The 20,395-nt window shown below is 56.3% G+C and carries 16 protein-coding genes; 8 read left to right on the top strand and 8 right to left on the bottom strand.

Annotated elements, in window-relative coordinates; all coding sequences use genetic code 11:
• The first annotated feature begins 26 nt into the window (after positions 1-26).
• A complete protein-coding gene (locus SPH27_RS05075) occupies positions 27-1,238 on the top strand; it encodes an MFS transporter (RefSeq protein WP_182072118.1) in 1,212 nt (403 codons plus the stop codon).
• Here SPH27_RS05075 and mtfA read toward each other — a convergent pair.
• A complete protein-coding gene (gene mtfA, locus SPH27_RS05070) occupies positions 1,235-2,032 on the bottom strand; it encodes a DgsA anti-repressor MtfA (protein WP_033145920.1) in 798 nt (265 codons plus the stop codon). The genes SPH27_RS05075 and mtfA overlap by 4 nt on opposite strands.
• Positions 2,033-2,247: 215 nt before the next feature.
• Here mtfA and SPH27_RS05065 point away from each other — a divergent pair, with 215 nt between their 5' ends.
• The 3 genes from SPH27_RS05065 to SPH27_RS05055 all read left to right on the top strand — a co-directional run bounded on the left by SPH27_RS05065 (position 2,248) and on the right by SPH27_RS05055 (position 4,912).
• The gene (locus SPH27_RS05065; protein ID WP_071891562.1) at positions 2,248-2,394 is read left to right on the top strand and encodes a DUF2256 domain-containing protein; all 147 of its coding nucleotides are present in this window, start codon (positions 2,248-2,250) and stop codon (positions 2,392-2,394) included.
• Entirely contained in the window at positions 2,391-3,920 is a 1,530-nt protein-coding gene (locus tag SPH27_RS05060) for a cryptochrome/photolyase family protein (RefSeq protein ID WP_182072122.1), read from the top strand. The genes SPH27_RS05065 and SPH27_RS05060 overlap by 4 nt, the downstream gene beginning before the upstream one ends.
• Before the next feature lie 92 nt (positions 3,921-4,012).
• Positions 4,013-4,912 carry a LysR family transcriptional regulator gene (locus SPH27_RS05055; protein ID WP_045887829.1) on the top strand — a complete coding sequence of 300 codons (900 nt, stop codon included), beginning with the start codon at positions 4,013-4,015 and terminating at the stop codon, positions 4,910-4,912.
• On the opposite strand, the gene SPH27_RS05050 is transcribed toward SPH27_RS05055, so the two are convergent.
• The 4 genes from SPH27_RS05050 to SPH27_RS05035 all read right to left on the bottom strand — a co-directional run bounded on the left by SPH27_RS05050 (position 4,887) and on the right by SPH27_RS05035 (position 10,481).
• Positions 4,887-5,675: a substrate-binding domain-containing protein gene (locus SPH27_RS05050; protein ID WP_207167548.1), complete on the bottom strand. Its 789-nt coding sequence runs from the start codon at positions 5,673-5,675 to the stop codon at positions 4,887-4,889. The two genes, SPH27_RS05055 and SPH27_RS05050, sit on opposite strands and share 26 nt — an antisense overlap.
• A complete protein-coding gene (locus SPH27_RS05045) occupies positions 5,672-6,985 on the bottom strand; it encodes an MFS transporter (protein ID WP_029741700.1) in 1,314 nt (437 codons plus the stop codon). The genes SPH27_RS05050 and SPH27_RS05045 overlap by 4 nt, the downstream gene beginning before the upstream one ends.
• A 282-nt stretch (positions 6,986-7,267) precedes the next feature.
• The gene (fumA, locus tag SPH27_RS05040) at positions 7,268-8,917 is read right to left on the bottom strand and encodes a class I fumarate hydratase FumA (protein ID WP_182072126.1); all 1,650 of its coding nucleotides are present in this window, start codon (positions 8,915-8,917) and stop codon (positions 7,268-7,270) included.
• 55 nt (positions 8,918-8,972) lie between these two features.
• A complete protein-coding gene (locus tag SPH27_RS05035) occupies positions 8,973-10,481 on the bottom strand; it encodes an anion permease (RefSeq protein WP_072196639.1) in 1,509 nt (502 codons plus the stop codon).
• 604 nt (positions 10,482-11,085) lie between these two features.
• On the opposite strand from SPH27_RS05035, the gene SPH27_RS05030 reads away from it, so the two are divergent.
• Together SPH27_RS05030 and SPH27_RS05025 are read left to right on the top strand one after the other, a co-directional pair.
• Positions 11,086-13,866: a flavocytochrome c gene (locus SPH27_RS05030; RefSeq protein WP_143346806.1), complete on the top strand. Its 2,781-nt coding sequence runs from the start codon at positions 11,086-11,088 to the stop codon at positions 13,864-13,866.
• Between the two features lie 94 nt (positions 13,867-13,960).
• Positions 13,961-14,923 carry an FAD:protein FMN transferase gene (locus SPH27_RS05025; protein WP_207167546.1) on the top strand — a complete coding sequence of 321 codons (963 nt, stop codon included), beginning with the start codon at positions 13,961-13,963 and terminating at the stop codon, positions 14,921-14,923.
• Here SPH27_RS05025 and dcuR read toward each other — a convergent pair.
• Positions 14,904-15,623 (bottom strand): two-component system response regulator DcuR, encoded by a 720-nt coding sequence (gene dcuR, locus SPH27_RS05020; protein ID WP_033145914.1) that lies wholly within the window; start codon positions 15,621-15,623, stop codon positions 14,904-14,906. The two genes, SPH27_RS05025 and dcuR, sit on opposite strands and share 20 nt — an antisense overlap.
• Positions 15,620-17,236 carry a sensor histidine kinase gene (locus tag SPH27_RS05015; RefSeq protein WP_039263791.1) on the bottom strand — a complete coding sequence of 539 codons (1,617 nt, stop codon included), beginning with the start codon at positions 17,234-17,236 and terminating at the stop codon, positions 15,620-15,622. The genes dcuR and SPH27_RS05015 overlap by 4 nt, the downstream gene beginning before the upstream one ends.
• A gap of 164 nt (positions 17,237-17,400) precedes the next feature.
• On the opposite strand from SPH27_RS05015, the gene SPH27_RS05010 reads away from it, so the two are divergent.
• Positions 17,401-18,264 carry an N-acetylmuramic acid 6-phosphate etherase gene (locus SPH27_RS05010; RefSeq protein ID WP_182072130.1) on the top strand — a complete coding sequence of 288 codons (864 nt, stop codon included), beginning with the start codon at positions 17,401-17,403 and terminating at the stop codon, positions 18,262-18,264.
• Positions 18,265-18,315: 51 nt separating this feature from the next.
• Here the strand turns inward: SPH27_RS05010 and SPH27_RS05005 are convergent, their stop codons facing one another.
• A complete protein-coding gene (locus SPH27_RS05005; protein ID WP_048980986.1) occupies positions 18,316-19,389 on the bottom strand; it encodes a porin in 1,074 nt (357 codons plus the stop codon).
• 284 nt (positions 19,390-19,673) lie between these two features.
• On the opposite strand from SPH27_RS05005, the gene SPH27_RS05000 reads away from it, so the two are divergent.
• Complete coding sequence (locus SPH27_RS05000; protein ID WP_182072132.1) at positions 19,674-20,375, top strand: phosphohydrolase; 702 nt, start codon at positions 19,674-19,676, stop codon at positions 20,373-20,375.
• Positions 20,376-20,395: the final 20 nt, after the last annotated feature.

Below are 20,395 nucleotides of genomic sequence, written 5' to 3'. Positions count from 1 at the left end.
TTTATTGACACTATGTTCACATTCTCATGCGCACTGACTCTGAAGTATTGACCGAAAAGGTCACCTCAAAAGCCAACTGGCCCCTGGCGCTATGTGCGGGTTTATTAGGTATCGGACAAAACGGCCTGCTGGTAATGCTCCCGCAGCTGGTGACCCTGACCGGGCTGTCGCTTTCGGTCTGGGCCGGGCTGCTGATGTTTGGATCCATGCTCTTTTTACCGGCCTCGCCCTGGTGGGGACGCCAGAGCGAGCGGCGGGGATGTAAGGCCGTGATGCTGGCCTCGCTGAGCGGCTATCTGGCCAGTTTCGCCGTCATGGCGCTGGTGGTCTGGGCGATGGCGGCCGGAAGGCTGGATACCGTCTGGGGACTGGCGGGACTGATTCTTTCACGTCTGCTTTACGGACTGACGGTCTCGGGGCTGGTGCCTGCGGCCCAGACGTGGGCTATTCAGCGTGCGGGGCTGGAGAAAAGAATGGCGGCGCTGGCGACGATAAGCTCCGGCCTCAGCTGCGGACGTTTGCTCGGCCCGCCGCTGGCGGCGCTGATGCTCAGCGTCAGCCCGGTCGCGCCGCTCTGGCTGATGGCGATCGCGCCGTTAATCGCCCTGTTGCTGATTCTTCGCGAAGCCGCAGACCCGCCGCTGCCGCCGGTGGCGCACCAGGCGACCCGCCTGCAGGCCTCGATGCTGCCGTTCCTGCTGCTGGCGCTGCTGCTGGCGGCGCTGGTCAGCCTGATGCAGCTTGGCCTGTCACCGCATCTTAGCCCTCTGCTGGAGGGCAACGCCCGGGAGATCAGCCATCATGTTGCGCTTCTGCTGAGCCTGGCCGCGCTGGCCACGCTCGCGGCGCAGTTTCTGGTGGTCCGCCCGCAGCATTTCACTCCGGTGACGTTGCTCTGCATCGCGGCGGTGTTAATGGTCGCAGGGCTTGGGCTGATGACCGTCGCCGGTTTAACGCTGTTCTACGTGGGGATTGTTATCACTTCACTCGGGGCGGCGATGGCCACGCCGGGCTACCAGCTTCTGCTGAACGACAGGCTGACCACCGGGAAAGGGGCGGGCGTCATCGCCACCAGCCACACGTTAGGCTACGGCGTCAGCGCGCTGCTGGTGCCTGTGGTGACGCGCTTTTACGGCGAGCAGTCTTTGACGGTGGCCGCATGGGGAATGGCAGTGTTGTTTTTAGCGTTGAGCATAGGGGTACGGTCATCCGAGCGGACCCCTGCTGAAAAGTCTTAATGGATCTGGCGGGAGGAATGGCCGCCAGACTCCTCATTTTGCCGCAGACGCTGGAGCGGATCCTGCTGATAAAACTGGCAGAAACGCTGCCACAGCGCCGGGAAGCGGGGCGCGAAAAGCTCGGGCGCGCTGAAGAAATACTCCGAGAGCACCGCAAAGCACTCGGCCGGGTCGGTTGCCGCATAGGCGTCAATGCTGGCCGCGCTTTCGCCCACCAGGTCTATTTCATCCTGAATGTTATCCATCGCCGCGTGCAGATCGTGCTCCCAGCCCGCCACTTCGCGAAGCGGGATCAGCGGAACTCCGCTGGCGCGATCGCCGTTGCGGGTATCGAGCTTATGCGCCACTTCATGGATAACCAGATTAAAACCGGACGCATCGAACGAGTCCTGAATGTCGAGCCAGTTGAGGATAATCGGCCCCTGCTGCCAGCTTTGTCCGGACTGCACCACGCGCTGGTTGTGCACCAGCCCGATGTCATCTTCCCACTCGTCATCGACGATAAAGGGGGCCGGATAGATCAGCACTTCGTGGAAACCGTCCAGCCACTCGATACCCAATTCCAGCACCGGCAGACAGAAAAGCAGGGCGATGCGCGCGTTTTTCAGGGGATCGAGTTCGAAACCCTGCAGTGGAACCAGGCGTTTTTGCTGTAAAAAACGATCCGCCAGCTGAACCAGTTTCGCTTGTTCATCCGGCTTAAGATTAGCCAGAACAGGGATCGTCAGCGCGTCATCCCATGGCAGCGCCATATCCCGGCCAGCTTCATTCGTTTTCCAGGGCCACTTTATCATCGCTTTGCTCGCAAACTCGTCACTTGAACAAAAATGGGAAAGTCAGGTTTGGTTAAGATGCCAGAAAATCGCTCACTGCGACAATTCCAGCCTGAATAAACTATCATTCGTACGTAGCGGTGGGTAGCGGTTTACGGGCATCACCTTCATTTTGTGAAGTCTGTCGTAGCCTGCATCCACCGGTCTGGTGAAGAAATCAGTACGGTATTGAAAAGATGAGCGATTTCAAAGGTAACAAGCAGGACCTGCCCAGCCGGGCGTGCGCGCACTGCCAGCGGCCCATGACGTGGCGCAAGAAATGGGCGAAATGCTGGGATGAGGTCAAATACTGTTCCGAGCGCTGTCGAAGGAGCCACCGTTGACCGAACTGCGCCTGATCCTGGGCGATCAGCTTAATCCGCACCACAGCTGGTTTGATGCCTGTAATCCAAATATCATTTACGTGATGCTGGAGCTGCGGGCCGAAACCGCGTACGTGCTTCACCACGCTCAGAAAGTGATCGCCATTTTTGCGGCCATGCGCGCGTTTGCCTCTGCGTTAAAGGAGAAGGGGCATCGGGTGAGGTATGTCCGGCTCTCTGACGACTCAAACCGCGGCGCGCTGGAAGACAATCTCAACGCGCTTGTCGCGCATTACGGCGCCGACAGGGTGATATGGCAGGAGCCCGACGAATGGCGCCTGGACACGCAGCTGCAGGCGTGGGCGAAAGCGGCGTCCGTCGAAACGGCCTGCGTCAGCAGCGAGCATTTCTTCACCACCCGTGAACAGGTGAGCGCGTTCTTTGCGCCACGCAAAAGCTGGCGAATGGAGTACTTTTACCGGGAAATGCGTCGTCAGAACGGCATACTGTTAACCTCAGAAGGCGAGCCGGAAGGGGGAAAATGGAATTATGATGCTGAAAATCGCAAGCGCTGGTCCGGCGAGCCGCCCGCGCCGGACGACTCGCGTCCCAGCCACGATTATTCAGCCTTATGGGCGGAGATCCAGCGCTGCGGCGTAAACACCTTCGGCGAACCGCAGGCCGGGAATTTTCGCTGGCCGCTCAACCGTTCGGAAGCTAAAGCCAGGCTGGATGAATTTATCGCTCACGTGCTCCCGCAGTTCGGCGCCTGGCAGGACGCGATGCATGCGGAGGAGCCTTTTCTGTTCCACTCGTTAATTTCATTCGCGCTGAACACCAAAATGCTTAATCCGCGGGAAGTGGTGGCTGCCGCCCAGCAGGCATGGCGTTCGGGCCATGCGCCGCTGCCTGCCGTCGAAGGGTTTATCCGACAAATTCTCGGCTGGCGGGAGTACGTGCGTGGGATCTACTGGTCTCAGATGCCGGGCTATCGGGAGCTGAATGCCTTAGACCAGCACGCCCCGCTGCCGGACTGGTTCTGGACCGGCAGGACGCAGATGCGCTGCCTGGCGCATGCGATTGGGCAGTCCCTCACCGAGGCTTACGCCCACCATATCCAGCGCCTGATGGTCATCGGGAACTTTAGCCTGCTCAGCGGCCTGTCGCCGCAGGCGGTTCATGAATGGTATCTGGGGGTCTATATTGATGCCTTTGAATGGGTGGAGCTGCCCAATACCCTCGGAATGAGCCAGTTTGGCGATGGCGGGTTGCTGGCCAGTAAACCCTACGTCTCAAGCGCGTCGTATATTCATAAGATGAGTAACTACTGTCAGGGGTGCCGGTATCAACACAGCCAGCGTACCGGAGAGCTGGCGTGCCCCTTCAATGCCCTTTACTGGGATTTCTTTGCGCGCAACCAGGCGCGTCTGGGTAACAATCCCCGCCTGGGCATCGTCTTTAAACAGCTTGCAGACATGAAGGAAGAGGAGCGGCAGGCCATTGCCGATCGCGCCGGGTATATTCGCCTGCATCTCAACGAGCTCTGACGTATTTCACCACCGCGCCGGTTGCGGTGGGTCAATAAGACGCTATTATTTTTGACTTTGTTGCGTATTCCCTGACAGGACATCCAGACGCTATGCCCGTGAATTTTGACCTTAACGATCTTTATGCTTTCAGAGCGTTAGTGGAATACGGTAACTTCCGTGTCGCTGCTGAATCTATCTGCTTATCCCAGTCGGCGCTGAGCCGCAGGATTGAAAAGCTGGAAGCCGCGCTGGGAAACCGGCTGTTTGACCGTACCACCCGCCGCGTGGCCTTAACGTTATACGGGCAAAACTTTGCTGAACGCTCCGCGCAGCTGCTCGACAACGTTGAGTCAATGCTGGCGGATGTCGATAAGGTCAGCGAAGAGCGGACGGGGCTGATCACGGTTGCCACGGTCCCTTCCGCGGCCTGTTACTTTATGCCCGATGTGATCCGTCGTTTTCAGTCTCGCTATCCGCGGGTTCGCATTAAGCTCATCGACAGCAGCGCGGGGAATGTGATTGACGCCGTGGCCCGAAGCCAGGCTGATTTTGGTATCTGCTTCGCAGGAAACCTGCCGTCTGACATCGAATTTTTCCCGCTGGTGGAGGATGTCTATGTTGCGGCGTGCCGAAAGGATCACCCCCTGGCGCAGAAGAGTCACCTGACGTGGCAGGCCTTTTACCAGCAGGATTATATCTCCCTCGATAAAACGTCAGGTAACCGTAACCTGCTCGATCGGATGCTGGGGGATATCGTTCCCGAACGCCCCAGCGTCTGCGAAACGCGCCACGTTACCACGATGCTCGGTATGGTAGAGGCGGGGATCGGCATTGCTGCCGTTCCCGCCATGTCGATGCCGACGTCAGAGCACACGCTGCTGACGCATCTGCCGCTGGTGGCGCCGGAAGTGAAACGCACCGTGGGGCTTATCCGTCGCCGGGGGCGCATCCAGTCCTACATTGCGGCTGAACTGGAAAAGCAGATCACCGAGCAGTATCGCCGGACGTAACGGGGATCATCCCGGTCTTCTGGATGACGGCCCTGGAGGGCGGTGAGGCGAGATAGGTCAGCAGCGCTTTCCCCTCCGCGGGATGTTCTGCGTGACGGGTGACCGCACCCGCGAAGCGCGTGATGTACTGCAGATTATCCGGGATTTTCCCGATAAAGGTGACGCCCTGAACCGGCAGCAGCTCGCTGACCTGCTGGAAACCGACGGCGTATTTTCCTTTCGCCACTTCTGAGGCGACCGGGATACGCTCGACCATTGTCGCTTTACCCGCCACTTCTTTTTCGATCCCCATTTTTTTGAACAACGTCTGGCTGACGTACCTGCCGCTGGCGCTGTCAGAGTAGGCGATGGAGCTGGCCTGCAGCAGCGTTTTACGCAGAGCCGCCTCGCTGCTGATATCAGGGACATCCGCCCCTTTTTTTACCACCATGCCAACGGGGGAGTCCGCGAGTTCGGTTCGCGAACCCGGCTGGGTCTGGCCGGCTTTTTCGAGCTTCTCCAGCGCATCGCCCACCATAATCACCACGTCGGCTTTCTCGCCGCGCGCCAGTCGGTTTGGGATCGCCTGCGGCGTAGCGCCCATTGAGGGGCCGGGGATGATCACGATTTTATCCCCGGTCCGGCGTTCATAGTCCGGGGCCAGCTTTTCCAGGGCGGCCTTGAAGCCGCCTGAAATCATGACCTTCACGTCCTGGGCACAGGCATTAACGCTCAGGAGCGCCAGCACCAGCGCGCTGGCGGTAAAGCGATAAGTACGTTTCATACTGCCCCCTGTGACTTGACGGTGTTTTGCAGCGATACCGCGCGGCGGCGGTAGAGGTAGAGCGTGGCCAGCAGGGCGCACACGGCAGCGAAACTCATCCAGTAGCCAGGCGAGGCTTTGTCACCGGTGTATTCAATCAGCGCGGTGGACATGACCGGGGTAAAGCCGCCAAAGACCGCCGTTGCCAGGCTGTAAGCCAGAGAGAACCCCGCCACGCGCACTTCAGCAGGCATAATTTCCGTCAGGGCCGGGATCATCGCGCCGTTGTACAGGCCGTAAAGGAAGGAGAGCCACAGCAGCACGCTCAGCATCATGGAGAAGCTGGGCGCGCTCGCCAGCAGCGTCAGGGCAGGGTAGCTGGTCGCCAGCGCCAGCAGGGCCATGGCAATCAGCACCGGCTTGCGCCCGAAGCGATCCGACAGCGCGCCGCCCACCGGCAGCCAGATGAAGTTAGAAATCGCCACCAGCAGCGTGACCAGCAGGCTGTCCGAGGCGCTGAGCATCAGCACCTTTTTGCCAAAGGTGGGGGCGTAGACGGTGATCAGGTAGAACGCGGTGGTGGTCATCGCCACCATCAGCATGCCTGCGACCACCACCTGCCAGTTGCCGAGCAGCGTTTTAAAGACCTGACGCATCTCCAGATGCTGGCGGCGCGCGCTGAACTCTTCCGTCTCCTCCAGCTTGCGGCGCAGGAAAAAGATAAACGGCACGATTAAGCAGCCGAACAGGAACGGGATGCGCCAGCCCCATTCGCGAATGGCGCTCTCCTCCATCAGGGCATTCAGGGCAAAGCCCATCGCCGCGGCGACCATAATGGCGACCTGCTGGCTGCCGGACTGCCAGCTGGTGTAAAACCCTTTGCGGCCCGGCGTGGCGATTTCAGCCAGATAAACCGAGACGCCTCCAAGCTCCGCTCCGGCGGAAAAGCCCTGCAGCAGACGGCCCGTCAGCACCAGCAGCGGCGCCCACAGACCGATGCTTTGATAAGAGGGGATAAGCACGATCAGGAACGTCCCCGCCGCCATGATGGAAAGCGTGACGATTAGCCCCTTTCTGCGACCTACCTTGTCGATATATGCGCCAAGCACGATGGCGCCTATTGGACGCATCAAAAAGCCCGCGCCGAAGACGGCGAAGGTCATCATCAGCGACGCAAATTCACTGCTCGCCGGGAAAAACGTATGGGCGATGTAGGTGGCATAGAAGCCGAACAGAAAGAAATCGAACTGCTCAAGAAAGTTGCCGGACGTCACGCGGAGTATGGCGCCCGCTTTCGAGCGTACGGTTGCAGGTGAGGTTGAGGAAAACATGGTTATCTCCAGTTTATTGTTGACGTTTTACGCGTCTGTTTTTGAAAACTGGATCAGGATGAGGAAATAGATAAGCGCAAATGCCGCATCGGCTGATGCACTTTTTGCATTAATAGCCTTCGCGGGATCAATACAATTAATGACAACAATAACTTAACAATTAATTGATTTTTTATTCACCACTATTTGCTAAGTGGCTGATATCACGGTTTTGTGACATGACGCAGGCGCATGTCTTTCTGCGACTGCCGGGCAGCGTTGCGCCACCCGGCCTGTCTCAACCTAGCGCTGTGAACAACCCGCGCACTGTTTGTTCTGGATCTGCTGGAAGAAATCGTTGCCTTTGTCATCCACCAGGATAAACGCCGGGAAGTTCTCGACCTCAATTTTCCAGATGGCTTCCATTCCCAGCTCCGGATACGCGACGCATTCCAGGCTCTTAATGCTGTTTTGCGCCAGCACCGCCGCCGGGCCGCCAATGCTGCCCAGGTAGAAGCCGCCGTGCTTATGGCAGGCGTCGGTTACCTGCTGGCTGCGGTTGCCTTTCGCCAGCATGATCATGCTCGCGCCGTGGGATTGCAGTAAGTCCACATACGAATCCATACGGCCAGCCGTAGTCGGGCCGAGCGAGCCAGACGCGTAGCCTTCCGGCGTTTTGGCCGGGCCCGCGTAGTAGATCGGATGGTCTTTAACGTACTGCGGCAGTTCTTCACCGTTGTCGAGCAGCTCTTTCAGCTTCGCGTGGGCAATATCGCGCGCCACGATGATGGTACCGTTCAGCGACAGGCGGGTAGAGACCGGGTGCGCGGAAAGCTGCGCCAGGATCTCATTCATCGGCTTTTCCAGATTGATGCTCACCACGTCGCCTTCACCCTGCTGACGCAGTGTGTCAGGAATATACTGACCCGGGTTGTGTTCCAGCTTCTCAATCCAGATCCCGTCGCGGTTAATCTTCGCTTTGATATTGCGGTCTGCGGAGCAGGAGACGCCCATGCCGATTGGGCAGGAGGCGCCGTGGCGCGGCAGGCGGATCACGCGGATATCGTGGGCGAAGTATTTACCGCCGAACTGCGCGCCGAGGCCGAGGTTCTGCGCTTCCTGGAGCAGTTCCTGTTCGAGCTGAACGTCGCGGAACGCCTGGCCGTGTTCGTTACCTTCCGTCGGCAGCGCGTCGTAGTAGCGCGTGGAAGCGAGCTTCACGGTTTTCAGCGTGGCTTCCGCTGACGTACCGCCAATCACAAATGCGATATGGTAAGGCGGGCAGGCCGCTGTTCCCAGAGTGCGCATCTTCTCAACCAGGTAGTTTTTCAGCTTCGCCGGGGTGATCAGCGCTTTGGTTTCCTGATAGAGGTAGGTTTTGTTGGCAGAGCCGCCGCCTTTTGCCATGCACAGGAATTTGTATTCGTCCCCGTCCACGCTGTAGAGATCGATCTGCGCGGGCAGGTTGGTGCCGGTATTCACCTCTTTATACATGTCCAGAGCCGCATTCTGCGAGTAGCGCAGGTTATCTTCAATGTAGGTGTTATACACGCCCTGGCTCAGCGCCGCTTCGTCACCGCCGCCGGTCCAGACGCGCTGGCCTTTTTTACCCATGATGATCGCGGTGCCGGTATCCTGGCAGGTTGGCAGAACGCCTTTTGCGGCAATTTCAGAGTTACGCAGGAACTGCAGGGCAACGTATTTGTCGTTCTGGCTGGCTTCCGGGTCGTTCAGGATCGCGGCAACCTGCTTCTGATGGGAAGGACGCAGCATAAACGCGGCATCGTGGAAGGCCTGCTGCGCCAGCAGGGTCAGGGCTTCCGGCTCCACTTTCAGCACTTCCTGACCGTCGAATTCGGCAACGGAAACGTGCTCTTTGGTCAGCAGGTAGTATTCGGTGTCGTCATGGGAAAGAGGGAAGGGGTTCTGGTAGAAAAACGGTTTATTTGACATAGCGTATTGCTCCACAAAAATAAAACCGCCGGAGGAGAAGTCCGGCGGTCAGGAATCAGAACATCATGGACATCCACGGATAACCAATCAGCAGCAGGGCCGCCAGGAAGATGGCACCGAAGATGGTGCCGAGGCGCCAGTAGTCTTTGGTTGGCAGGTAGCCGCTACCGTAGTAAATCGGGCTTGGGCCAGTACCGTACGGGGTGATGATCCCCATGACGCCCAGCGAAGTTACCATCAGCAGAACGAACACTTCCATATTCATGCCCGGGATGGTGGAGGCGATGGTCAGCATCGCTGGCAGCAGCGCCGTGGTGTGCGCGGTGGTGCTGGCAAACAGGTAGTGCAGCAGGTAGAACGCCAGCAGCAGGACGACGGTCGCCACGCCCGGAGAGATACCGCTCATTAACAGACCGCCTTCTTTACCTAACCAGCTGATAAAGCCGGTAGAGGAGAGGCCATCCGCCAGTGCCACCAGGGTGGCGAACCAGACGAAGGTGTTCCATGCGGCCTTGTTACCGGTGATATCGTTCCACTCCAGCACGCCGGTCCACAGCATCAGACCGACGATGAGCAGGGCCGCCATGGCAGGCTCAATCCATGCGGCAGCGAAGATCCACATCAGCAGCGCGCAGCATACGAACACCAGCAGCAGAATTTCATTGCGGGACAGTTTGCCGAGTTTTTCCAGCTCGCGGGTCGCCCACAGCGGCACTTCGTTATTCACTTTGACTTCAGGTGGGTAGAACCAGTAGGCCAGCAGCGGCATGGTCAGAATCAGCAGGATACCCAGCGGCAGGAAAGCGAGGAACCAGGTGCCCCAGGAGATATCAATCCCAACCGTACTTTTCACCAGTGCCAGGGCCAGCAGGTTTGGCGCGAGGGCGGAGAGGAACATTGAGCTGGTGATACAGGCTGCGGTGATCGCCACCCACATCAGGTATGAACCAATTTTACGCGCGCTTGGGTCATTAGGTTTTGAACCGTACAGCGGCGGCAGGTTAGCGATAATCGGGTAGATGGTCCCGCCGCTGCGCGCGGTGTTGGACGGGGTGAACGGTGCCAGCAGCAGGTCAGCAAACGTGATGGCGTAACCGAGCGTCAGGCTGCGACGGCCGAGATACTTCACCAGAATCAGCGCCAGACGGCGGCCGAAGCGGGTTTTGTCATAGCCAGCGGCGAACATAAAGGCACCGAAAATCAGCCAGACGGTAGAGTTACCAAACCCGCTCACCGCCCACTTAAAGGAGGCGCCCGCCAGCTTGAATTTCGGGTCAGCCAGCTGATCGGGGCTGAACAGCACCCACTGGCTGCACAGGGCGATGGCAACCACGCCGGTCAGGCCGATCACCGCACCCGGCAGCGGTTCGAAGATCAGACCGACGATCACGCCGACAAAGATGGCGAAGTAGTGCCATGCGTAAGGCGGCAAGCCTTCAGGAACGGGAACAAACAGCAGCAGTACGGCGACGATGACGGGTAGCGCCATCATCAGCAATCGTTTTGCGTTTCCATTTGATGCCTGGTTCGCCACAGGGGGCGTTACAGCAGTTTTTGTATTCATAGTTTCACGTCTTAAGTTGTCAAAAATTCGGTCACACTGAAAAAGCACTTTATTTAGTTTCTTTGCTTTTTTTAGTTATTAAAGGTGCTTTCCTGTATTTTCAGTAATAGCGATTTAACGCGTTTTCGTGTGCGTTAAATTAAAAAATGATGATGTTTTTATATTGCGCTTTTGAATGCCATAACTATTGATCGCGATCAAAAAAATAGAATTGCAGCGTTATTTTTATGCTTTTATTAATAACCACTCTGGCGTATGTGGCTATTGCCTGTTTTTTGCGTGTTTTTTATCATTTTTTTAACAAAATAGATTTTGGTGTGATTGTAATATGTTGTTTTTATTGATTTTGTGTGTCTTAAGGTGAATTGGTTTTACCATTCATATTTTAACGGTTTTTAAATTATTGTGAATGACTGAATTACAATCGCTAACACCAATGTGTTATTTGTGTTATCGCAGGGATTAAATAGTTTTTTAACTAACGTAATAACTTTAGAAACTAAAAAAATCATTATATTAATATCATGACATCGGCAAATAACGACGAAATAAAAAATCAATCCGATAACGAATTCTTAATTTTTAAAAGTTTGGAGTTTCTATTATGAGCACTAACGAACGCATTCTTAGCCCCTTCACATTACCGAATGGCACTGAACTGAAAAACCGTTTGTTAATGGCCCCTATGACAACCTGTACCGGCTATTTTGACGGCACCGTCACCAGCGAGCTGGTGGAGTACTATCGGGCCCGTTCCGGCAGCATTGGCACCATCATTGTGGAGTGTTGCTTCGTCGACGATCTCGGTCTCGCCTTCCCGGGTGCCATCGGTATTGATAATGATGAGAAAATTGCCGGGCTGGCGAAAATCGCAGAGGCCATTAAGTCCAAAGGATCTAAGGCGCTGCTGCAAATCTACCACGGCGGCCGCATGGTCGACCCAAAACTGATTGGTGGTCGCACCCCGGTTGGCCCGAGCGCCGTAGCCGCGCCGCGTGAAGGTGCCGCAACGCCGGTTGCGCTGACCGCTGAAGAAGTGGAAGGCATGATCGGCAAGTTTGGTGAGGCGGTGCGCCGCGCCATCCAGGCCGGTTTCGACGGCGTGGAAATCCACGGGGCGAACACCTATCTGATTCAGCAGTTCTACTCCCCGAATTCAAACCAGCGCGACGACGAGTGGGGCGGCAGCCGCGATAACCGCGCGAAGTTCCCGCTGGCCGTGCTGGACATTACCCACAAAATGGTGCGCCAGTACGCGGACGACGCGTTTATTATCGGCTACCGCTTCTCCCCTGAAGAGATGGAAGTCCCGGGCATCCGCTTTGACGACACCATGTACCTGCTGGAAAAACTGGCGGCGCGCGGCGTGGACTATCTGCACTTCTCCGTCGGCGCGACCCTGCGTCCTTCCATTGTCGACACCCAGGATCCAACTCCGCTTATCGAAAAATACTGCGCGATGCGTTCTGAAACGCTGGCGCAGGTTCCGGTCATGGGCGTGGGCGGCGTGGTGAATGCTTCAGACGTGAATGAGGCGCTGGACCACGGTTACGACCTGATTGCCGTTGGCCGCGCCACCATCGCTTATCCGGACTGGACCGACCGCATCGCGGCCGGCGAAAGCCTGGAGCTGTTTATGGACAGCACCAAACGCGAAGAGCTCAGCATTCCTGAACCGCTGTGGCGCTTCTCGCTGGTGGAAGCGATGATCCGCGACATGAGCATGGGCGAATCCAAATTCAAACCGGGTACCTTTGCTGAGAAGGTGCAGGATGACGCTAACGAACTGGTGATTAACGTCAGTCTGGAAACTGACCGCATTGCGGACATCGAACTGGCCTCCGGCCCGAGCGAAGACGTTGAGTTTGTGACCAGCTTTGAAGAGATCCGTACCCGCATTCTGGATGCCAACACCCCGCACGTGGATGCCATCACCGGCGCAACCAGCCAGAGCGAGGCGGTGAAGAAAGCGGTCTCGAAAGCGATGCTGAAATCCAGCAAAGCGCTGGCCGCGGAAGAGGGCGTTGACCCGAACGAAACCCGCAGCGTAGACGTGGTCGTTGTCGGCAGCGGCGGCGCCGGTCTGGCGGCGGCGATTCAGGCTCACGACGAAGGCGCGAGCGTGCTGATTGTCGAGAAAATGCCGACCATCGGCGGGAACACCATTAAAGCCTCTGCCGGTATGAACGCCGCCGAAACCCGCTTCCAGCGCGTGAAGGGCATTCAGGACAGCAAAGAGCTGTTCTATCAGGAAAGCCTGAAAGGCGGCGGCAACAAGAACAACCCGGAACTGCTGCGTCGCTTCGTCGAAAACGCGCCGCAGGCAATTGAGTGGCTGGCCACGCGCGGCATCATGCTGAACGACATCACCACCACCGGAGGGATGAGCATCGACCGTACTCACCGTCCAAAAGACGGTTCAGCGGTAGGCGGCTACCTGATCAGCGGCCTGGTGCGTAACGTCAACAAACGCAACATCGAGGTGATGCTGGATACCTCCGTCAGCGACATCATCTTCGAGAACGGTGAAGTGACCGGCGTACGCCTGACTACCGAAGAGAACGAAACCGTCACCGTGGCAACCAAAAGCGTGATTGTCGCCACAGGCGGCTTCAGCGCCAACAGCCAGATGGTGGTGAAATACCGTCCTGATCTGGAAGGGTTCGTTACCACCAACCACAAAGGGGCAACCGGCGGCGGCATCGCGCTGCTGGAGCGCATCGGGGCGGGTACCGTGGATATGGGCGAAATTCAGATTCACCCAACCGTAGAGCAGAAAACCTCGTACCTGATTTCCGAATCCATTCGCGGCGGCGGGGCGATTCTGGTCAATCAGAAAGGGGAACGCTTCTACAACGAAATGTCGACCCGCGATAAAGTCTCGGCGTCAATCATCGCGCTGCCGGAGAAATACGCATACATCGTCTTTGACGAGCACGTACGTGCCAAAAACAAAGCCGCGGATGAGTACATCGCGAAAGGTTTCGTGACCAGCGCCAGCTCGCCAAAAGCCCTGGCTGAGGCGCTGGGTATGGATCACCACGCTTTTCTCGCGACGCTGGAACGTTACAACGGCTTCGTTGAAAAACAGCACGATGATGATTTTGGCCGTACCACCGCGCTGCGCGCGCCTATCAACGAAGGGCCGTTCTACGCCATTCAGATTGCACCGGGCGTGCACCACACCATGGGCGGCGTGACCATCAACACCGAAACCTGCGTGCTGGACAGCAACCACAACGTGCTGCCAGGGGCGTTTGCGGCCGGTGAAGTGGTAGGCGGGATCCACGGCGGTAACCGTATCGGCGGTAACGCAGTGGCAGATATCATTATTTTTGGTACGCTTGCAGGACATCAGGCGGCTATGCGTTCGAAAAAGCAGTAAGACCCCTGTGTTGTAGGCCGGATACGCCCAGCGCTATCCGGCATTTTCCCCGGCGGCGCGGTGCCTGCCGGGGCTACATCTGAGGACTCCAGCCATGCCTGATAGCCATCGCGTTTACAGCTACTCCGCCGTTCTGATGGGATCGCCCATCCTCCTCAAACTCTTTTCCCATGACGAAGCCCTCGCGTCCCGCGTGTTTCGCCTGATCAAACAGTACGAAGATCTGCTTACGGTTAACCGCGCGCACTCGCAGGTGATGGACATCAACCATGCGGCTGGCCAGCATCCGGTTACCGTCAGCCGGCCGGTGTTTGAGCTGATCCGCTGTGCCAAAGCGGCAAGCCTGTTCAGGGACAGCGCCTTTAACCTGGCGATAGGTCCGCTGGTGAAGCGCTGGAAAATTGGCTTTCAGGGGGACAGCGTTCCGCCTGCGAAGGAAATCGCGTCGCTGCTGGCGATAACCCGTCCTGAAGATGTCATTCTTGATGAGGCCAGCAGCAGCGTGTTCCTGACCAGAGCGGGGATGGAGATCGATCTGGGGGCCATTGCCAAAGGCTATATCGCCGACAGGGTGCGTGATTACCTGCATAAAGAGGGCGCTGAGCTGGGGCTGATCAACCTCGGCGGAAACATTCAGACGTTAGGCTCGCCGGAAGGGGGCTGGAGCGTGGGGCTGAAAAAACCGTTCGCCGGTGATGCGCTGATCGGCACGATGACCGTAGAGAACCTCTCCGTCGTGACGTCGGGAACGTACGAGCGCTACTTTGAGCAAAACGGCAAGCGCTATCACCATATTCTCGATCCGCGCACCGGGTATCCGCTGGACAACGAGCTGGACAGCGTAACGATTGTTTCGAAGGACTCCATCGACGGCGATATCTGGACCACTCTGATGTACGGTATGGGCGTAGAGAAGGGCTGTGCCGCCCTGCGCGCGCGCCCCGATATTGAAGCTATCTTTGTGACCAAAACAAAAGAAGTGGTGTTCTCTTCAGCACACCACTTCCGCTTTACCCTGCTGGATAACGACTACCGCGTTACTGACAGTATTGCTTGAGCAGGCCGGTCTGCTCCGGCTGGAGACGGTAGCGATACACCGGACGGCCGGTGGCGCCGTAGTGAATGCTGGTGAACAGAATGTTGATTTGTGCGAGCCAAATCAGGTACTTGCGGCAGGACACGCGCGAGATATTGACCGCGCTTGCCAGGTCATCGGTAGAAAATTCCGTCTCCGGGTGAGCGTCAATCCACTGGCAAATCGTGCGCAGCGTTTGCGGCGTTAACCCCTTCGGCAGCTTTTTACTGTCCGCCAGTTCCGGCGCCCCGCCGTGGATCAGCCGGTCGACGTCGGCCTGCTCATAATACTGGTGCGAACCCATCAGGCTATGCTTTGCCTTCCAGCCGTTCAGCGCCTCTTCAAAGCGTGGGAACTGGAACGGCTTGATCAGATAATCCACCACGCCGTAGTGGATGGAGGTCTGGATCGTGGCGGCGTCGGCAGCCGACGAGATCATAATCACATCGATTGGGCGACCGGATGCGCGAATAACGGGCAGCAGATCCAGCCCGTTATCCTGCTGCATATAGACATCCAGCAGCACCAGGTCGACAGGCTGCCCGGGGTTATTAATGATGGCCTCGGCCTGGTTTAGCGTGGAGGCGACGCCGCAGCAGCTAAAACCATCAACACGGTTGACATACAGACGGTTGAGGTCGGCTACCATGGCGTCATCATCGACAATTAATACATTTATCACGCGATATTCCTCTCGCTGTCCCAGGGGATGTGAACAAAAAATTGGGTAAATACGCCTGGCTCAGACTCGACGGTGATATCGCCGCCGAGGTTCTGGATTTGCTGGCGAGCAAGGAACAGCCCAACGCCGCGGTTTTCACCTTTTGTTGAGAAGCCCTTTGTAAAAATAGCCTCCAGCTGAGCGGGTTCAATGCCGGGGCCATCGTCGCTGACTTCGCAGCTGAGCCAGCCATTCTGATAATGCAGCAGCAGGCCGATCTCACCTTCCTGCTGTCCTTCCATCGCGTCGAGCGCGTTTTCAATGAGGTTACCCAGCACGGTGATCAGCACCGCGACCTGCTCTTCGCTCGCGGTATCCGGTATCTGGCATTCATCCGCCAGCGTCAGGGTGACGCCCGCTTCTTTCGCCCGATTGATTTTACCCAGCAGGAACCCGGCAATAACCGGGGATTTTACCTTGCTCTGTATCGTACCGATATCCGTCTGGTAATTATGTGCCGTCTGGATGATGTACTCTTCCAGCTTGTCGTAGCGCTTCATGTGCAGCAGGCCCAGGATCACATGCAGTTTATTCATAAACTCGTGCGTGTGGCTGCGCAGGGCGTCGACGTAGTTGACCATGCCATCAATACGCTGCATCAGCTGGCTGATTTCCGTTTTATCACGGAAGGTGGTGATGGCGCCGATCACCCGATCCTGACTTTTAACGGGCACCATGTTGCACAGCAATAGACGCCCGTTACAGCTGATCTCCTGATCCTGGCGCGCGACGCCCGTCTTTGAGACTTCGCGCAGGCTGGCCAGCAGGGGGGCGCTGGCGTTTTCGGTCTGCTTGCCGGAGGGGAGAAGCAATATTTCTCTGGCGGTCTGGTTGATCATCGTCACGCGCCCGTGAATATCGACGGCCAGCACCCCCTCGCGAAGCGACTGCAGCATCGCCTGACGCTGTTCGAATAGGGCGGAAATTTCGTAAGGTTCGAGCCCGAACAGGATGCGTTTCAGTACCCGCACCAGACCCCAAATCGCCATGGAGCTCATAAAAATACTGAATAAAATGGTCCAGACGGCGTTTAGCCGCCCGCGAGCGATCTGCTCTTCAACCTTTTTCAGGGAGATACCTACCGCCACCACGCCGATCTGCTCGTGCTGGCCGTCGTAGACTGGGGTGAAGACGCGAAGCGCTTCGGCGAGCGCACCCCGGTTTACCGATACGTTCTCTTTGCCCTCAAGCGCGGGAGTTAAATCGTCACCGATAAAATGCAGCCCCAGCAGCGCCTCGTTCGGGTGAGAGTAGCGGATCCCGCGCATATCGGTGACCACGGTGAACAGCAGATCGTTTCGTTTCGTCACCGCCTGGGCGATGGGCTGAATAATATTCTCCTGCGGTGCCTGCATCAGGCCGCGCTGGATCTCCGGGCTGTTGGCCAGCGTTCTGGCAATACCCAGAGCCGTATCTTTTACATCATCGCGGGTCGCCCGGGTGATTTGCACGGAGTAGAGCGCAAAAACCACCAGCAGCACAGAGGCAATAATCGCGCACACCATCAGCGTGACCAGGGTGTTCAGCTTCATGGGGCGCTTGCGCGTCGGAAGGAAAGGCTGCAAATCGCTCATCAACACTCCGCGATGATTAAGAAAGGGGTAATTATCGCCGATGACGCGCTTTTCTTAAAGCCATGTAAAGGCGTGGATTTGGTCCTCTTTTCGTGACCCCCCTCGCAGGTCATCTATATAAAACACTTTATAGTGTGTGGGTACTCATAATAAGGAGGCTGTTTATGAGCGTTATGCTTACCGGTTCGGTCAAGGAAAGACGGCACGCCAGCACGATGAATATTGATAGATTGTCCACGCTGGACATGCTGAAAGTCATTCACCAGGATGATGCACTCATTTCTGCTGCGCTTACCCCCTGTTTAAATATTATTGCCCGCGTGGTGGACAACGCCGCCGCGACGCTCAGCCACGGCGGTCGCCTGATTGTCGTTGGCGCGGGGCCGTCAGGGCGCGTAGCGCAACAGATTGCCGATGAATATGCGCCGGGCAAAACCCCTGTGATGGCCGTTACGGCACAAGAAGGGGAAGGGAGCTACGAGCGCGGCGTTGCCGATCTGCAGGCCATCAAGTTTGGTGAACACGATATGATGCTGGCCGTGACCGTCAGCGGAAAAACGCCGTGGGTCTGGGGGGCAATGCGCCATGCGTGGTCGCTGGGTTCACCGGTCGCTATTGTTACCGGTGATGCGCAAAGCGAAGCCGCGCAGCTGGCGAGCATGGTTATTGCTCCGGAGCTGGGGGCCGACGTCGTCGCAGGCTATATCAACACCAAAGCGGGGATCGCGCAAAAAATGATCCTCTCGATGATTGCCACCGGGCTGGCCGTCCGAACCGGACGGGTTTACAGCAACCTGCGTGTGGATCTTGAGGCAAGCACGACCAAATGGGCTGAACGGCAAATCGCCATAGTGATGGAAGCGGGGGGATGCACACGGGTCGAGGCAAAAGCCGCGCTGGAGAGCTGTAACCATAACTGTAAAACGGCGGTGTTGATGGTGCTGACGGGGCTGGATGCGTGGAAAGCCCATGAACTGCTGGCGCAGAATAACGGGTTTATCCGCGTGGCGCTGCAGGAAGCGCCGTAAGATCTTCAGATAGTAAAAAGGCCGCAATTGCGGCCTTTGGTATTTTGGGGATTAGAACTGGTAAACAATACCCATAGCAAACTGATCGTCAGTTGCGTTGCCAGTGATGGCACCGTCTTCTTCGTCCAGCAGGTTAAACTTATAGGCAGTATAAACGTTCATATTTTTATTGAAGTAGTACCAGGTACCCATTTCAATATAATTTACGCGGTCAGCGTCAACGCCTTTATAACCATTGCGGGCATACAGGTCTTTACCCTGTGAGTATACGTAGCCCAGGGATGGACGCAGACCAAAGTCGAATTGATACTGAACAACGGCTTCCACGTTTTGGGTTTTATTGGCGAAGGCATTGTATCCAACTTTAGTCATATTACGGGTTTCACCGTACATCACCGCAGCATAAACGTTGTTTGCATCATATTTTGCAGACAGAGACCAAACTTCCGCTGTATCGCCATAACCGTCAGCAGTCTGCTCATCGGTACGGTCGGATTTACCGTACACGCCAACGAAACCAAAGCCATCAATGTTATAATTCACAGACATGCTGTAACCATCACCATTCGCTTTGAATTCATTGCGGTTATCGTTTTTACCCTGGTACTGTAAAGCAAAGTTAAGACCTTCAACCATGCCGAAGAAATCGGTGTTACGGTAAGTCGCAACGCCGTTGGTACGCTGTGTCATAAAGTTATCAGTGGCAGCCCATGAGTCTCCGCCCCATTCAACCAGCATATCGGTATACGCCGCGCCGTCATAAGCCACGCCGTAATTGCGGCCATAATCGAATGAGCCGTAGTCTGCGAATTTCAGACCCGCGAAGGCCAGACGTGTACTTTCGTCCTGCTCACCTTCAGGTGTGCTGGCGTCAATGTTATATTCAAACTGGCCGTAACCGGTCAGTTCGTTATTGATCTGTGTTTCGCCTTTCACACCAAAACGGGCATATGAAGTATCTTCATTTTCACTGTTGCTTGTGTCAGTGTCCGACCAGATGCGTTCACCTACCATCTTGCCGTAGAAATCAACTTTGTTGCCGTTTTTGTTGTACATTTCAGCCGCATTGGCTGCGCCTGCCATTAATAACGCGGGTACCACAATTGCCAGAACTTTTCTTTTCATTATATATTCCCTTCAAACATAATTTATATGAATATATGTAATCACCCTCCGCAATTACAGGCTTGATACTATTCCAGGAAGTGTTATTTAGTTTCAAAAATAAATGTAATTAAATCCTATGAAATATTGCTAAATATTTCTATTAATCTCTTTATTTTTCTGGTGAATTAATTCATTGAATTTATATGGTGTAATTATTATTAAGTATTTCGTGGTTCTATTTTTAAATTGATTTAATTCGGCTATGTTATAATTGATTCTCTTTTAAACAACAGGATATGACGATGGAACTTGCCCGGTGGCAGCAGCGATTTGAGCGCTGGCTTGAGGAAAACCACAGCACCGACGATACCGCACATGATATTTCGCATTTTCGTCGGGTCTGGATGACGGCGCAAAAAATCATGGATTACCAGGCGGTGGAACCGCTGGTGATCCTGACCGCATGCTATTTCCACGATATTGTCAGCCTGCCGAAAAACCATCCCGAACGCAGCCAGTCGTCACGGCTCGCCGCGCTTAAGACGAGCGACATTCTGCGCCGCGACTTCCCGGACTTTCCGCCAGAGCATATTGCCGCCGTTGCGCACGCGATTGAGGCGCACAGCTTCAGCGCCGGGATTGCGCCACAGAGCATGGAAGCCAAAATTGTGCAGGACGCAGACCGGCTGGAAGCGTTAGGCGCTATCGGCCTGGCGCGCGTCTTTGCCGTCTCGGGCGCGCTGGGCGTGCCGCTTTTTGATGCAGACGATCCCTTTGCCGATGCGCGTATCCTTGATGACCGTGCGTTTGCCCTCGACCATTTTCAGACCAAGCTGCTGCGATTGCCTGATACAATGCAAACGGAAATGGGCCGCGAGCTGGCACGTCACAATGCCGATTTCCTGATCCAGTTTATGGCGAAACTCAGTGCCGAATTACACGGCGACTGCATCGGGCTGGATAGCAAGGTGTTGAGCCGCTTCCGTCGCAGTTTGCGCAACTGAACTGTGGTAATCTGTTTCCA

It is taken from the genome of Enterobacter sp. A103 (genome assembly GCF_034427535.1).
In the GTDB taxonomy this organism is placed as follows: Bacteria; Pseudomonadota; Gammaproteobacteria; order Enterobacterales; family Enterobacteriaceae; genus Enterobacter; species Enterobacter asburiae_B.
The sequence above is the reverse complement of the archived record's forward strand: the minus strand, read 5'-3'. Positions and strand labels throughout refer to the sequence as shown.